Source organism: Sphingobacterium sp. LZ7M1 (assembly GCF_024296865.1).
GTDB lineage: Bacteria > Bacteroidota > Bacteroidia > Sphingobacteriales > Sphingobacteriaceae > Sphingobacterium.
The window spans coordinates 4,047,178-4,062,881 of sequence record NZ_CP101134.1; the positions used below are offsets into that span (position 1 = coordinate 4,047,178).

Consider the following 15,704-nt stretch of genomic DNA (forward strand, 5'->3'; position numbering starts at 1 on the left):
TATTGTATTTCCCTAGACCCTATCCTTTATTCAGTGTTTCTTCCAGATTATAAATCGCATGCACCACCGACATCAATGCGGCTAATTTCTCTTTTGGAAGAGAGCTGTCCTGCGGTGCCTCACCCACATTTAAGAAGGAGGCAGCATCTTTTTTGTTTTGAGTAAACCGAGTAAGTTCATCTTGATAATAGGAACCTAACAACTCCAATTCTTTATCCGTGGGTTCTCGACAGAGTACCCGTTTAAAAACTTTATTGATATAGTCATTCTGTTTAAGATTTGGCTGATCGGCCATCAGGTTTGTCGAGTAGATCCTAGACGCCTCCAGTATAGCCGGATCGTTCATCATGACCAAGGCTTGCAATGGTGTATTGGTCCTTTGTCTTTGGACTTCACAGGCATCTCGGTTACTGGCATCAAAAATCAACATATTGGGAGGCGGCAGCGTCAATTTAAAGAAGACATACATTCCTCGACGGTATAAGTCCTGACCGTGATCCTGTACATATTGCGCCAAAGCTCCCCGCCCCGAACTACTGACTTCCCAAATTCCTTCGGGTTGATAAGGTTTGATACTGGGCCCACCTATTTTCCGGTTCAATAATCCGCTGGTCGCCAAGACTTGATCCCGAATCATCTGCGCCGGCAATCGCAACCTTTTCGCCCGAGCCAGGAAGATATTATCAGGATCTTTTTCTAAGTGTTTTTGTTCTATGACAGAAGACTGCTTATAGGTGGCCGTACTGACCAGTTGCTTGATAAGCCGTTTGATGTTCCATCCATTTTGCTGGAAGTCAACTGCCAACCAGTCCAGAAGTTCAGGGTGACTAGGAAGGTCACCTTGATTGCCAAAATCAGCAACGGAAGCGACCAGGCCACGTCCGAAAATGAGTGCCCACATTTGGTTTACAAACACCCTAGAGGTCAATGGATTTTTATCACTGAAGGTCCATTGGGCCAATCCCAATCTATTGGATGCGTACTTGGTGCTATCAAAAGGCAAAACAGCTTCAGGCGTCTGCGGATAGACACGTACAGTCGGGGCATCATAAACCCCTCTATCCAGAATAAAGGTAGGTCGGATGCTATCCCTTTCGCCCATGACCGATACCGTGACCTCTCCATCATCAGCATTTTGATTGATGAAACTCAGGATTCCCTTGATATCTTCTTGGGTTACGGTCAGCCTTGGAGTTTTTGATGGTCCTGAATTCACTAATCCTTCTAAACCTTTTTCCAAAGAATTATTGAAGAAGGCGTACATGCCATAATAGTTCTTTTGGGTAAAAGGGTCATACTTATGGTCGTGGCATTGTGCACACTCCATGGTAATTCCTAAAATACCTTTAGCATAGGTATTGGTTTTATCCAGTCCATAGGCAACGCGATATTCCTCTTCCACCACTCCACCTTCTTCCGTGATTTTATGGTTTCTATTGAAAGCTGTCGCTAAAATCTGCTCTTTATTAGGATTGGGGAGTAAATCTCCAGCCAATTGCCAAGTGACAAACTGATTGTAGGGCATGTTTTCATTAAAAGCATGGATAACCCAATCCCGCCAAGGCCATTGTGTCCTGATATCATCATCTTGGTAGCCATAGGAGTCAGCGTAACGAGCGACATCCATCCAGTGCAAGGCCATTTGTTCACCAAATGCGGGACTTGCCATGAGTTCGTCCACTAATTTTTCATAGGCTTGGGGTGAATCGTCATTTAAGAAACGTTCCATGACTTTCTCATCAGGCGGCAATCCTGTTAAATCCAGGCTTACCCTGCGCAGGAGCCTATTTTTATCGGCTTCAGGATTAGGTTTGAACCCAGCTTTGGACATTTTGTCAAGAACAAAATTATCGATCTCATTATTCCCCCATTTAATTTTTTCCTGTTGGGGCACTTCAGGTTTTTTAGGTGCCGTAAAAGCCCAATGCGGTTTATAAACTGCTCCTTGTTCAATCCAACGTTCGATAAGGTCAATTTCAAAATTGCTCAAGGGCAGATTTGAAGCAGTAGGTGGCATCTTTATGGACTCGTCATCCGATGTGATACGCAGAAAAGCTTCACTGATATGGGGTTTACCGGGAACCACAGCATGCTTATCAGGACTTTCAGCCAAAGCTTTGTAGGCCCCTTCTTCGGTGTCCAATCTTAAGCCAGCTTCTCGGGTATTATTGTCCGGACCGTGGCAAGCAAAGCATTTATCAGAAAGGATCGGTTTTATATCATAGTTGTAGTCAACATATTTTGGCAGGACAAAGTTTCCGGCATCTGAACTTCCTGATCCAGTACCTGGACGGCACATGGGCAAGAGAAAGATCAGCAATCCAAACACTGAAAAAACAGCGGCAATGCTAAGTGATTTCTTTGAAACAGGATTTTTTCTACACATCATAATTTATGTTAAGTCAAATTATTACCAAAAACCATTAGCCCATTCTCTATTCCACTTCATTATGGAAAAAGATGTTCTATTGTCCGAATCAAACACAATCAAATGATTGCATATGATGATAGCTTTTGTTTTGGAGCCAAAGCTCCCGTTGAGGGTGTAGTATAAGGTTTAAGTCTCTTCTGAGCGACATGAATGATTTCCACATACTCAGAATCAACTGGTTATTGGATTTAAGTTAGTATTAATTTTTAATAAAAGGAAAGTTAAAATGGATTGAAGGAAAAAATCTAGGTAATTATTACGTTACAAGCAGAAAGCTTGGAGATAGCTATTTTCTGCTTGATGGTGCCGAAAGTATATAAGTAACCATAGCTTCAGCATCTGGAACGGATAATTTAGGATGTGCTTTCATCGCTACATGTCCCCAAGCACCTGAGCCTCCATGTATAATCCGTTGGGCCAAGATCTTAATAAAAACCTGTTGCCGAGGATAACGAAGGTTAATATCCTGAAAAGATGGCCCCAACACTTTTTTATTTTCCTTATGGCAGGTATAACAATCTGAATAGGACAGCAACACCTCCCCTTTTTGTACAGTGGTAGAATCTACCCTCTCATCTTCCCCAGCAATGGCACGAATGTATTGCGCACGCAAATTGGTAGAATCAACAAGCTTTTCCCGCTTATTCTTTTCGATCCTTTCCTGACAAGAACAGCAAAGGATCGAAAAGACCAGAACATTGATGATATTTTTTATTGAACCGTTCATTTTTTATCAGGTAAAGCAAAGGCTACGTAAGCATCTCCTTTTTTTCCTCCCCATTTTGAACCCCCGCAGGCTATCACAACAAATTGCTTTCCATTGACCACATAGGTTGCAGGGGTAGCAACGCCAGGTGCAGGCAGCTCTGTTTCGAATAGAATTTTGCCGTTTGCTTTATTGATTGCCCTGAACTTCCCATCGGAACTTGCTGCAATAAACAACAGTCCTCCTGAGGTAATGACAGAGCCGCCATAGTTTTCTCTACCTGTTGTTGGAATTCCTTTTTTCTTCAATTCTTCAAACTCTCCGAACGGGATTTTCCAGACATACTCGCCTGTATTCAGATCGATGGCATTAAGGGTTCCCCAAGGTGGATTGACAGCTGGGTATCCTTCTTTGGTCAGAAACTTATTGTAACCAGTAAAGGAATAATCTGGACTATCATTATCCTCGTTGGAAGAAGTGGCGAGCGTTTCAGGTTTGCCTGCATATAATTCCTCTTTTTTACCATCCATTTCTAGGACTAGGGATGCGATTGCATTTTTTTCTGCCAAGCTCATATGATTAAAAGGAGGCATCATTCGTCTGCCTGTTGACAGCAGCTCATTAAACTTGATGAGGTTATATTTTTTATTGACAGCAATCAGTGATGGGTAATCTCCTCCACCTAATCTTTCCGGTCCATGACAGGACATGCAATGTTTTTTGTAGAGGATAGCACCCGCTTCAAGGTTAGTTTTTTGGGTATTTGAGGTCTTTTCCAATTTAACAAGATTCAGCACCCAGGTCATTTCATTTGAATTGACATAGAGAATACCTGTTTCAGGATCGAAAGAAGGTCCGCCCCACTCTCCACCACCGTCGTAACCGGGGAAGATCACCGTTCCATTGATGGATGGTGGTGTGTAGATACCATGAGAATTATATTGTGCATATCTTTTCTTAATATCCTCGTAAGAGTCTGCTGAAACCAAGGAGTTGAGATCCTTTTCTGTCATCCCTTGCCTAGCAAACGGGGCTGGTTTTACAGGGAAAGGTTGAGTTGGGGAAAGCACCTCACCTTCAACAGCACCTAAAGTTGGTACAGGGCGCTCTTCTATGGGATAAATTGGGGTACCCGTTTCACGGTCGAGAATAAAAACCAACCCTGTTTTAGTGGTTTGAACAAGAGCATCGATTTTTTGCCCCCCTTTATTTAGGGTGACCAAAATCGGGGCACTTGAAGGGTCCATGTCCCATACATCATGGTGCACGGTCTGGAAATGCCATTTCCTTTTTCCGGTTTCGGCATCTAAAGCCAAAATACAGTTTCCAAACAAGCCATCTCCCAAACGTTTGCCCCCATAGAAATCATTGGTTGGATTTCCTATTCCCGCGAAAACCAAGCCTCGTTTTTCATCCAAACTAAAGCCAGACCAAGCATTTGCTGATCCTTTAGTTTTATAGGCCGTACTGTCTTCCCAAGTATCAAATCCAAATTCTCCGGGATGGGGAATGGTATGGAAAATCCATTTCTGTTCTCCTGTTTTGACATCAAAAGCACGTATATGGCCAGGTGTTTCCTCATCAACTTGTCCACTGACGATAAAGAGGTCTTTATAGACGATAACCGGGGAGGTGGGAGTCATATTGGATTTCTTTTCATCGCGCCCTAATCCTTTCCTCAGGTCGATTCCACCTTGATCGCCAAAGGATTTTATTAATGATCCTGAAAGTGCATCTACAGCATAGACAAATGGCCCTACGGTATAGATAATTCTTTTGTCTGTTGCACTTGACCAATAGGTTACCCCTCGATTCATATTCTCGCTATTACGGACCCATTTTCCTGTTATCAATGAGTCCCGTGGGTCAAAAACCCAGATTTGCTTACCTGTTCCAGCCTCAAGGGCAAATAGTTTCATCTTTGGAGAGACACCATATAGCACATTATCGACGATAATCGGATTCGTTTCGATAGGACTGAATTTAAGGCTGTCAGCGCCTTCAGAATGATAGATCCATGCGACCTCTAAATCCTTCACATTTTGGGTATCGATTTGATTTAGATCGGCGTATTTAATGTTTTCCTTTGAGCCACCTGTTACTTCCCAAGCTTTGTATGGTTTGGAGGAGTTACCGGCATCCTTACAGCAAGAAAATAGTACGAGGATGAAGGCTGCAACTAAACAGAAAATCATCTTTGTAAAAGGAAGATCATTAGGTCTAACATTCATGGTTATTAACGCGAGATTTAGGTTACCCTAATTTAATAAATAATTTAAAGGAAAACAGAAAAGAAAGTCGTTGACCTTTATTTAACCAATTATAACAGGATTTTAATAATTGAGGTGCAGAAAGGGCGTATTTTGAGCAAACAGGAAAGTTTTAAACATAAGCAAGAAAATACCACATCAATTGAATTTTAATAATTTTAATTAAATTTTGTATTTTGGCTATACAGCAATTTGGTTCACAAGACGAAAATGCCAAATTTAGATTAGTGGAAAAAAAGTATATGGAATTTTATAAGGATGAACCAAGCACGCTCCTGGCAGTAGATTGTATCATTTTTGGGTTTGATGGTGAATCTTTACAAATCCTATTGATCAAGAGAGGCTTTGAACCTGAAATCAACAATTGGAGTTTAATGGGTGGATTTGTACAGCCTGATGAGAGTCCTGATGAGGCTGCATCAAGGATTTTGTACAAGTTGACGGGATTGGAAGATGTATATATGGAACAATCTGCCGTTTTTGGAAAACCCAATCGAGAAAAACATGGCCGTGTGGTGAGTATTACCTACTTTGCATTAATAGATAGCAAGGAATACCAACATATCCTTTCTGAAGAATTCAAAGCGAAATGGTTCCCTATCGACGATTATCCAACCCTGATCTTTGACCATGTGGAAATGATCAATACTGCAAAAAGGTTGTTGCGGAGCAAGGCAGCCCTATACCCTATCCTGTTTGAACTTTTACCTGAAAAATTCACCTTACCACAGATATCCAGCCTTTATGAGGCTGTTTATGATATCGTGATCGATAAAAGGAATTTCAACAGAAAGTTACTTTCATCAAACCTGTTGATTAAATTAAATGAAAAGGACAAGGAGAATTCTAAAAAAGGGGCCTTTTATTATGTGTTGAATAAGGATATCTATAAGGATCAGATCATGTCCTTCTTGCGGTACCTGCCAAGCTGGTCGGCGCAAGATATGGGGATATAGTGCTGATATCGTTTAATCTAATATCATCACAAACCCTCCATTAGGCCTGACCGTTATGGATTTTTGATCTTTTACATCAAACTCTTGTGTGCTAAATTCGGCAATGTTATTGCCATCCGTTATAAGTTTTACCATCCCCTTTGTTGCCAATCCAGAAAGGTTTATAGTCATTTTTTTCTCCATGTTTTCACCGTTTATTCCGGCCATATACCACTTATTTCCAGACTTCCTAGCAATCACGACTTCTTTGCCAGGATAACCCTGGATAAATTTGACATCGTCCCAATTTGAAGGCAGATCACGTAGGAACTGCTTAATATATTCTGGTACATGAGCCATACCTTCGGGAGATTCCGCATAATGCTGGATTCCGGACAAAAATAAAATAGAGGTTGCCAGTTCGAAAGCTGAGGTAGTTTTTCTCTTGACATTAGCATTCACCTTAAAGAGGTTCATAGGGGTATAATCCATTGGATCGAATACATTTCTGGTAAACGGCAATGTGGCACAAATCTCGGCTTGTCTATCGGCATCTTCCTGGGTAAATGTTACGGTCTCAAATCCCCGCACAGCCTCAACTGTCATCAGATGGGGATACATTTTTGACCATCCTCGTGGCAAAGTAGCACCATGGAAATTCACTAGAAGTTTATAGTCTGCGGCATCACGAAGGATTTCATGGTAGTATGCAATCACGGACTTACCATCGCCCCCAAAAAAATCAATTTTCACACCTTTGATCCCCATTTCATGAAGTTTGGCAAATTCCTTTCTACGCGATTCCGAGGTTAACAGCTTGTTTTTAGGGGTATAGCCGACGGTATTCCAATCTCCTGCAGAATTATACCATAGGATCAAACTCACTTTCTTCTCTTTCGCATAATCGGCTAACTCTTGGATCTTTTCATAACCTATATTCCTATCCCAGTTTACATCGATCAAACAATATTGCCAATTCATGTCGGCAGCAAAATCTATATATTTCTTCTGCTCATCAAATATGATGTACTCGTCTTTGCTATTGATCCAACTCCAAGAAGCCTTTCCAGGCTTTATAAAGCTCTGGTCTATCTGTATGGCTGGATCAAGGATATCCAGGCCCAAGGTTGATTCTACTAGGGTACCTAAAGTTCCTATAGCGATTACACGCCAAGGACTCTGGAAATCACCCTCCACTACAGTTTCCAATTCTTTATTCATGATAGTTTCCTTAATCCCTGCATAGGCTATCTTGTATTCTGCATTTTCAGATTCGGTATCCAACCTGCTGGCAGCATGATTTGCCTCCAAGCCAGATTCGGAGATTAGGGCATAGGTTTCTCCAACTTTAAATAATGCTGGATAAACCCAACCTGTACGGGTTGACTCAACTGTACCGACTTTAATTTCCTGATAATAATGTTCCTCATAAGAGGGATTTGTCTGTTCCCATCCAGACTTTGCAATGGCCATGGGCTGTAACCATGCAATGGTAGTCTTTGGAAACTTAAAGGAACTTGTTTCTGATTTCAGCAACCTTTTTTCATGATCTATCTGGGGGATTTCGTAACGAAATACCACACCATCATTGGAAACTTGAAAACGGATATTGAACTTATGTTTTTGTTTATTAATATAACTGAACAATTGCTCATTTGCTTGATACTTATTAATTCTTCTTTTGGCATTTAAGCTCTCATAAGATTTATTAACTGTATTTACTTTGGATCTATTGACCAGGGATAAACCAGAAGAAAATGATTCATCGCCTACCATCAATCCCAATTTCGAACTTTCCAGAACCACCACATCTTCAAATTTAACTGCATAGGAAGGTTCTCCCATTTCATTCAATTGTACATCGACCTTGATCTTTCCATTTGGGCTTTCGAGCTGTGCATGTGCTTGGCCAATACTTAATGCAACGATGAGCAGAAAGAATCCCTGCATGCAGAATTTGGAATTTGAGAATAAGGTCAAGATCATGATTCTATTAATTTATTACCAAAACTTAACATACAATGCTCCTACAAGGAGAATCGTAATAACCACCATAACTGTTACTGAAGGCTCCAGCTTGAACATTCTTCTGTCCAATTCTAAGCCTTTAGGATTAATTTTAGGTCCCAATAAACTGATGGAAACCATCACGATCATGGTAAACAAAAATGCAAGGCCCATACAGATCTGGAATGGGATTTCATAGTTGCCTTGTGCGTTAGGATATGCAGTATAAAGGAAGGTTTCATGGCCGAACCATGCCGGTGCATAGTTATTGAAAACGACCGACAGCACAAATCCGGTAATCAAACCTGCAATGGCTGCAGCCCCTGTTGTTCTCTTCCAGAACATGCCCAATAAGAACATGGCAAACACTCCTGGAGAGATAAAACCGGTATATTTCTGGATAAAGGTAAAACCACCGGCTCCGCCAATTCCCAATAGATCATCCCAGGTAAATAACAATGAAACTATGATGGACAGCACAATGGTAATCTTACCCACTCGAATCAATTTCTTCTCCGAGGCATTCTTATCCATGTATTTATTGTAAATATCCATGGTAAAGATGGTCGCTATACTATTTGCCTTTCCTGCTAAAGAAGCTACTATGGCTGCAGTGAGGGCAGCTAAGGAAAACCCTTTCATGCCGTTTGGAAGGAATCCTAAGATTGCTGAGTAGGCATTATCAGGATTGAAATTTCCTCCTGGAGCCATTTCTTCTTGCAATGCACCGTTTTTATAGAGTACATAAGCAGCGATCCCTGGAAGCATGACGATGATAGGCATCAATAACTTTAAGAATCCGGCAAATAGGATACCTGTCCTAGCTGTCTTCAAATCGGCTCCTAAAGCACGCTGGGTGATATATTGGTTACACCCCCAATAATTTAAATTGACAATCCAGATTCCCGCAAGATACATCCCTATACCGGGAAGCATGAGGTATTTATTGATCTCTTCCTGCGTACTCTGTTCTGTAGGTTTATCCACTATCAGGTTAAAATGCTTGGGAGAATCCACCATCAATTGTTTAAAGCCTGCCAGCGCATCTTTCCCTAATCCGAAATGATCAGAAACGAGTGTCAATGCCACATAAGTGGTTGCCAAACCTCCAATAATCAAAACCACAACTTGTATTACATCCGTAAATCCAATAACCTTCATTCCCCCAAGGGTAATAATCACGGAGAAAACCGCGAGGGCGAGCATGATAATATGGAAGTTCTCACCACCGCCTAAATTACTGATGGCCAATGCCCCTAAGTATAGAATGGAGGTCAGATTGACAAATACATAAAGGAACAACCAAAAAATGGCCATAATAAGGGCCGTTGTTTCGTTATACCGCTGCTTCAGGAACTGAGGCATGGTAAATATTTTGTTCTTGAGATAGACGGGAATAAACCAAACCGCAACGATAATCAGAGCTATGGCCGCAATCCATTCATAAGCGGCAACAGCGATACCTACAGTAAAGCCGTTACCACTCATTCCAATAAATTGCTCAGCAGAGATGTTGGAGGCAATCAAGCTGGCTCCAATCGCCCACCAGGTCAAGGATCCTTCTGCCAAGAAATAATCCTTACTGCTCTCACTTGCAGATTTCTGCCTTCTATAAATCCAATATCCATAACCTGAGACTACGATAAAGTAAATCAAGAATATGACGTAGTCAATTGTTGCGAATTTTTCCATGATTGTAGGGTTTATTATTGGTTATTGTTGCTTATTGAAGTTTGAAGAAAGCTTCACTCCATTTTAGGTTATTCTCAAAATCTTTGAGATTTGTGGATTCATCTATGACGATTAATTCTAATCCAGCGATTCTTGCAAAATCAGCTAAGTATTCGGTGGTTAAATTTTGGCTGTAAACGGTATGATGCGCCCCACCCGCATATATCCAGGCTGTACAGGCAGTTTTCATGTCTGGTTCTGGTTGCCAAAGTACCCTTGCTACAGGCAGCTTTGGAAGCTTTTCCTTGACTTCAACCCCTTTTACGGTATTCACCACCAATCTAAAACGGTCGCCCATATCCACTAAAGCAGCATTCAAGGCTTTTCCTCCTTTAGAGTTAAATACTAACCTTGCTGGATCGGATTTGCCGCCAATCCCTAGCGGATGAACTTCTAACCTTGGTTTTTCTGCTGCTAAAGAAGCATCTACTTCTAACATATGGGAACCAAGAACCATTTCATTCTTAGGGTCGAAATGGTAAGTATAATCTTCCATAAATGCATTTGCACCCTCATAGCCTGTTGCCATTACCTTGCACGCTCTTACTATGGCTGGAGTTTTCCAATCTCCTTCACCAGCGAAGCCATATCCGTCCTGCATCAAACGCTGTACTGCCAAACCAGGCAATTGCAACATACCATGCAGGTCTTCAAAAGTATCGGTGAAACCTTTATAATTTCCCTTTTCCAAGAATGATCTTAAACCAAGTTCAATTCTTGCAGCTTCAACAACTTGTTTTCTGTTTTTACCGTTTTCTAGGACATCCTCTGCAAGTACATAGGCTTGTTCGTATTCCCTCACAAGCTTATTTACCGCAGCTTCCGAAACCTGATCTATTTCAGCGACTAAATCTCCGATTCCATGGGTGTTTACAGAGAAACCGAATTTAATCTCTGCTTCAACCTTATCACCTTCAGTTACTGCCACATATCGCATATTATCTCCAAAACGAACAAATTTAGCTCCTTGCCAATCATGCCACGCTGCAGCTGCCCTGCACCAGACATTGATCTGCGAAATGACTTCTTCATCCTGCCAATGGCCTGTCACGACCTTTCTTCCGATTCGCATTCTTGACACAATAAATCCAAATTCCCGGTCGCCATGTGCACTTTGATTTAGGTTCATAAAGTCCATGTCTATGGCATCCCAAGGGATATCTCGGTTAAATTGGGTATGTAGATGCAAAAGTGGTTTTTGCATGGCCTGCAGGCCTCTTATCCACATTTTGGCAGGTGAAAACGTATGCATCCAGGTAATCAACCCAATACAGTTTTCAGCTGCATTTGCTGCTGAAATTGTAGCGAATATTTCTTCTGAATTTCTGACGATAGGCTTGAATATTACTTTTACTGGTATATTGGAATGATCATTAAAGTAGGCTGAGATTTCCTTAGAGTGATCTGCTGCTTGTTTTAATGTTTCTTCTCCGTACAGATCTTGACTTCCAGTGATGAACCAAACTTCTAAGTTTTTTAAGGTAGGCATGTATTTATTATTTGAGGTTTATTAATGATTTATTGTCCATAGTAAGCATCTTTACCATGCTTTCTTTCATAGTGCTTGTTGATTAAGGAATCCTTCATTCGATGTACATCAGGGTTAATCTGTTCGGTCAGGAAGGCCATCTTTGCCACATACTCCAATACGGCTGCATTGTAAACTGCCTTTTTACCGTCCTTTCCCCAACAAAAAGGGGCATGATTGCCAACCAACATCATTTCAACTTCCTTATAATCTAAATGACTGTCCCTAAAATGATCGATAATCTGATATCCTGTCTGATATTCATAATTCCCTTTGATCATCTCGTCCTGCATTGGAGGAGCACATGGGATGTCCTTGGTCAGATGGTCTGCATGGGTTGTACCATAGATAGGGATATCTCTGTTGCTCTGTGCCCAAGCCGTTCCATAGGTGGAATGCGTGTGTACAATGGCCCCTATCTCTTCCCATTCTTTATATAGGACTGCATGGGTTTTTGTATCGGAAGAAGGCCTCAGATTGCCTTCGATAATGTTCGAATCAAAGTCTACTATTACCATATCGGATGGTTTTAGGTCTTCATATGGCACCCCACTTGGTTTGATCGCAAAAACCTTATTTTCCCGGTCTACGACACTAACATTTCCAAATGTAAATAGAACTAAGCCTAGCTTGGGTAATTCCATGTTGGCATCGTATGCTTCTTGTTTAATTCTGTTATACATGGTAAAGGTTATTTTCTAGTAAATCAGCTAATTGGCTGTATTTCTTGTATCGTTCGGCATAGATTGGAGCAAGTTCTGGATTAGGCTGGTATTCCACATCGAACCCTTGTCCCATTTTTTCCATCGCCTCTTCAACTGTTTCATAAATACCGCCTACAACTGCTGCAAACATGGCAGCTCCCAATGCACAGGTTTGCTCAGATTTGTGGACTTTAATAGGCATATTGATGATATCAGCCATCATTTGCATCACGAAAGGAGATTTTTTCGCCACTCCCCCTAAAGCAATAATCCCCTTAACAGGAATTTGCTGATCAATAAAGCATTCCACAATTTTCTTAGCTCCAAAACAGGTCGACTCTACGACAGCACGGAACAATAAGATTACATCAGTTGATAGGTTCAGATCAAAAAAAGCTGATTTTAGATTTTGATTCGCATATGGTGTTCTTCTGCCATTCAGCCAATCAATTGCCATTGGCTGGGAAAGCTTGGGCTTAATAGCACTTGCTTTCTCACTCAGCATAGGGATGATCTTTTTTTCAGCTTGCATAACCTGTTCATGATCCTTGCCCAGTAATTCTATCAATGGCCACATCAAAAGATCCTTAAACCAGGCATAAGCGTCACCAAATGCTGATTGTCCAGCCTCAAGGCCTGTCATTTTAGGAATAACAGAACCATTAACCTGTCCACAAATGCCTTCTACGGTAAAATCGAGCTCGCCAGGGACAACCAAGATATCACAGGTCGAAGTTCCCATTACCTTACTTAGGAAATAAGGCTCTATTTCTCCACCTACGGCCCCCATATGGCAATCAAAAGCGCCTGCTCCAACACTGACATTGGTACTCAAACCTAGCTTTTCCGCCCATTCTGCCGATAGTTTCCCAACTGACTCTGATGAACAATAGGTTCCTGTTCCTAACTTCTCGACATGTCCTTTGAGAAGTGGGTCTAATCCCTCGAAAAACTCACTTGGCGGATACCCTTGATATTCCTCTGCCCATAAACCCTTATGACCTGCTGCACAGACTCCACGCTTAACCTCATCCGCTGAATTTCCTCCGGTCAACAAAAAAGGCACCCAATCACAATGTTCTATCCATGTATATGCTTGGTCACGAATTCTTTCATCAACACGGGAAATATGCAATATTTTGGACCAGAACCATTCCGAAGAATAAACGCCACCAACATATTTTAGGTAATTATTATCATACTTTTCTGCATGTGTATTTATTTCTTTTGCCTCTGCAACTGCGGTATGATCTTTCCAAAGGATAAACATTGCATTAGGATTCTCAGCAAATTCCGGCAGTAAGGAAAGTGGAACTCCCTCTTTATTGATGGCAATCGGAGTGGAACCCGTGGTATCAACTGAAATAGCAACTACTTGAGATGCCCGCTCAGGTCCTGCCAGTTCTATACATCTCTTTATCGTGGCGGTAATCCCCTCGATATAATCTAAGGGATGTTGTCGAAACTGATTCTTTTCAGCATCATTGTAAAGACCTTTGGCCCATCGCGGATAGTAAAACACATCGGAAGATACTTCCTCCCCATTATTAGCATTTACCAAAATAGAGCGTACGGAATCTGTACCAAAATCTATCCCTATGACATAATTTCCTCGCATTGTGTAATTCTGTTGGTGTTGTATTTGATAGTTTATAATTGTTCAAACCAGAGGGTTGAATCATGAAATTTTCACATTTCATAATGCAATATATTAAAAATATTTAATTAACGTCATTTTAACACTTATTTATTCAAAATATATTTTATCGCTAGGGAGTTTTTTCAAATTCTTAATTATTTATTTATTCGAGAGATAAAATAGCGCTTCATTAGTGTAGACCATACACTACAATTAAAACTTAATAGCTAGAATAAACCTTGAGGAAAGTCCAATAGCATTAAATTTGTACTCTCTACAATAGTCACCCAACTATTTGTTAGTGATAATAGAACACACACAGCTATTAAAAGAATAAAAATGAAAAAGGAATATAAGCAACCTAAGATTGAGGTTACTTTAATATATACTGAAGAAGGTATTGCGGCAGGATCAGCAAAAGTTTATCCAATGAATCAAAATGGATTTATGGAAGACCAATGGATCCAAGAAGATGATGACAATCGTAATATTGATTGGTAATCTCAGCTCAAAGAAAAGAATTGAATTCGATAGGAAGCGACATTGGTATGTCGCTTTTTTTATTTTCTAATATTTGCTACCCTAGCTTAAAAAGCTTGTTTGGTTTATTTGAAATGATTCGTTGATAACTTGGAACTCTTCCACCTAATAGGAAAACAAAAACTTTAGGTATCATTTTCATCAACACAAAGTAGATGAAGCTACATATGGCAACACATAAAATCGGAATGATCAAGTAGGCATAAAACCGGTCCCAGCCTTCCATAAATAAATGATGATTGAAGAAAAATCCTTTCAACCATTCTATGATATAAATTTCATGGAACACATAAATAAAAAAGGAAAGTGAGCTGAAGCCAGTCAATTTGTTCATGACCTCATAATTATCATTGAGATAGGCGAATAAATTGAACATGGAAATAACGCCGGCTAAAATAAACACTCTCAAAAAATATTCATGATAATCAGTCCCACTGGCCTTTAAGGAAAGATAAAGGAAAAGAAATGTCAAACCCATTGCTGGATATTTAACCTTGTCAAATAGCTTGAGCATATCTCTTTTTTCCAAAGAAAAGTAGGCTCCTAAACTAAAGAAAAATATAGCGGTCATGCTAAATCCAGGAACAGGGATCTCAATAAAAGCTAAATACAGAATGGCCAGGCCCATAATTCCATAAGCCCTGAAATACTTGATAAAATAAACTATCAGCGGGGAAATCAATACCATAACAATCAGATCTCGCAGGTACCATAATGGAAAATTTATCGGCACCTCCCAGAGATTATGGTAGAAACCAGCATTCATGAGAATCCCAAAATCATCATCAACGGGTTTACCTAACTTGATGAAAATAAAATTCTTAGAGAATATCGCGATTCCAGTAATGATATTCCAAATAATATAAGGACTAATTATCGTCCTAAACCTGCTTCTAAACTGCTTTTTATAGAAAGGAAGAACATTTCCTGAAAAGCTTTTGAAAAAGTAAAAGCCAGAAACCAGAAAATAGCATCTAACCGAAAACTTCGCAATATGATGGGAAAACATTTCCGAAACCAAGACATAAGTGTCATTGGCGGAAATATTGAACTTTATGGTAGGATATGCAAAAGGCGCCAAATGAGCAATAACCACCAGAAAGATCAAGGGCATTCTCATTGTGTCGATAACTTTCGACAGCTTTTCACTATTCATATTGAATAATTAACAATGTACAGTAAAAGAAAAAATCTTTAATAGTTAAATTTGGCG

At 40.4% G+C, this 15,704-nt stretch carries 11 protein-coding genes; 2 read left to right on the forward strand and 9 right to left on the reverse strand.

Translation table 11 applies throughout. From position 1 onward, the window contains the following. Positions 1-19 precede the first annotated feature (19 nt). From NMK93_RS17380 to NMK93_RS17390, 3 genes are all read right to left on the reverse strand, one after another. Positions 20-2,389 (reverse strand): PSD1 and planctomycete cytochrome C domain-containing protein, encoded by a 2,370-nt coding sequence (locus NMK93_RS17380; RefSeq protein ID WP_254528957.1) that lies wholly within the window; start codon positions 2,387-2,389, stop codon positions 20-22. Positions 2,390-2,717: 328 nt separating this feature from the next. After that, a complete protein-coding gene (locus tag NMK93_RS17385; protein ID WP_254528955.1) occupies positions 2,718-3,158 on the reverse strand; it encodes a c-type cytochrome in 441 nt (146 codons plus the stop codon). Then, positions 3,155-5,368: a PQQ-binding-like beta-propeller repeat protein gene (locus NMK93_RS17390; RefSeq protein WP_254528953.1), complete on the reverse strand. Its 2,214-nt coding sequence runs from the start codon at positions 5,366-5,368 to the stop codon at positions 3,155-3,157. Before NMK93_RS17390 ends, NMK93_RS17385 begins: the two co-directional genes overlap by 4 nt. A gap of 281 nt (positions 5,369-5,649) precedes the next feature. Between NMK93_RS17390 and NMK93_RS17395 the strand changes: the two genes are divergently transcribed. Further along, complete coding sequence (locus NMK93_RS17395) at positions 5,650-6,363, forward strand: NUDIX domain-containing protein (protein ID WP_185217389.1); 714 nt, start codon at positions 5,650-5,652, stop codon at positions 6,361-6,363. 12 nt (positions 6,364-6,375) lie between these two features. Here the strand turns inward: NMK93_RS17395 and NMK93_RS17400 are convergent, their stop codons facing one another. Genes NMK93_RS17400 through NMK93_RS17420 form a run of 5 tightly spaced genes read right to left on the reverse strand, consistent with a single transcriptional unit; the run spans position 6,376 to position 13,930 of the window. Then, positions 6,376-8,328, reverse strand: a complete 1,953-nt coding sequence (locus NMK93_RS17400; protein WP_254528951.1) for a glycoside hydrolase family 97 protein — start codon at positions 8,326-8,328, stop codon at positions 6,376-6,378. 15 nt (positions 8,329-8,343) lie between these two features. Beyond that, positions 8,344-10,041 carry a sodium/solute symporter gene (locus NMK93_RS17405; protein ID WP_254528949.1) on the reverse strand — a complete coding sequence of 566 codons (1,698 nt, stop codon included), beginning with the start codon at positions 10,039-10,041 and terminating at the stop codon, positions 8,344-8,346. Positions 10,042-10,072: 31 nt separating this feature from the next. Beyond that, on the reverse strand, positions 10,073-11,569 hold the full coding sequence (gene araA / locus NMK93_RS17410) for an L-arabinose isomerase (protein ID WP_185217391.1): 1,497 nt from the start codon (positions 11,567-11,569) through the stop codon (positions 10,073-10,075). A gap of 29 nt (positions 11,570-11,598) precedes the next feature. Then, complete coding sequence (locus NMK93_RS17415) at positions 11,599-12,291, reverse strand: L-ribulose-5-phosphate 4-epimerase (RefSeq protein ID WP_185213031.1); 693 nt, start codon at positions 12,289-12,291, stop codon at positions 11,599-11,601. Beyond that, entirely contained in the window at positions 12,284-13,930 is a 1,647-nt protein-coding gene (locus NMK93_RS17420; protein ID WP_254528947.1) for a ribulokinase, read from the reverse strand. Before NMK93_RS17420 ends, NMK93_RS17415 begins: the two co-directional genes overlap by 8 nt. Positions 13,931-14,290: 360 nt before the next feature. Between NMK93_RS17420 and NMK93_RS17425 the strand changes: the two genes are divergently transcribed. Further along, positions 14,291-14,452, forward strand: coding sequence for a hypothetical protein (locus tag NMK93_RS17425; RefSeq protein WP_185213033.1), 162 nt, complete (start codon positions 14,291-14,293; stop codon positions 14,450-14,452). Between the two features lie 76 nt (positions 14,453-14,528). Here the strand turns inward: NMK93_RS17425 and NMK93_RS17430 are convergent, their stop codons facing one another. After that, entirely contained in the window at positions 14,529-15,647 is a 1,119-nt protein-coding gene (locus NMK93_RS17430; protein ID WP_254528945.1) for an acyltransferase, read from the reverse strand. Positions 15,648-15,704: the final 57 nt, after the last annotated feature.

Excerpts from the sequence above, each read along its gene's own strand:
- NMK93_RS17400 (WP_254528951.1), bottom strand. The coding sequence starts at position 8,328 with ATGATCTTGACCTTATTCTCAAATTCCAAATTCTGCATGCAGGGATTC.
- NMK93_RS17395 (WP_185217389.1), top strand. The coding sequence starts at position 5,650 with ATGGAATTTTATAAGGATGAACCAAGCACGCTCCTGGCAGTAGATTGT.
- NMK93_RS17415 (WP_185213031.1), bottom strand. The coding sequence starts at position 12,291 with ATGTATAACAGAATTAAACAAGAAGCATACGATGCCAACATGGAATTA.
- NMK93_RS17430 (WP_254528945.1), bottom strand. The coding sequence starts at position 15,647 with ATGAATAGTGAAAAGCTGTCGAAAGTTATCGACACAATGAGAATGCCC.
- NMK93_RS17390 (WP_254528953.1), bottom strand. The coding sequence starts at position 5,368 with ATGAATGTTAGACCTAATGATCTTCCTTTTACAAAGATGATTTTCTGT.
- NMK93_RS17405 (WP_254528949.1), bottom strand. The coding sequence starts at position 10,041 with ATGGAAAAATTCGCAACAATTGACTACGTCATATTCTTGATTTACTTT.
- araA (WP_185217391.1), bottom strand. The coding sequence starts at position 11,569 with ATGCCTACCTTAAAAAACTTAGAAGTTTGGTTCATCACTGGAAGTCAA.
- NMK93_RS17425 (WP_185213033.1), top strand. The coding sequence starts at position 14,291 with ATGAAAAAGGAATATAAGCAACCTAAGATTGAGGTTACTTTAATATAT.
- NMK93_RS17385 (WP_254528955.1), bottom strand. The coding sequence starts at position 3,158 with ATGAACGGTTCAATAAAAAATATCATCAATGTTCTGGTCTTTTCGATC.
- NMK93_RS17420 (WP_254528947.1), bottom strand. The coding sequence starts at position 13,930 with ATGCGAGGAAATTATGTCATAGGGATAGATTTTGGTACAGATTCCGTA.
- NMK93_RS17380 (WP_254528957.1), bottom strand. The coding sequence starts at position 2,389 with ATGATGTGTAGAAAAAATCCTGTTTCAAAGAAATCACTTAGCATTGCC.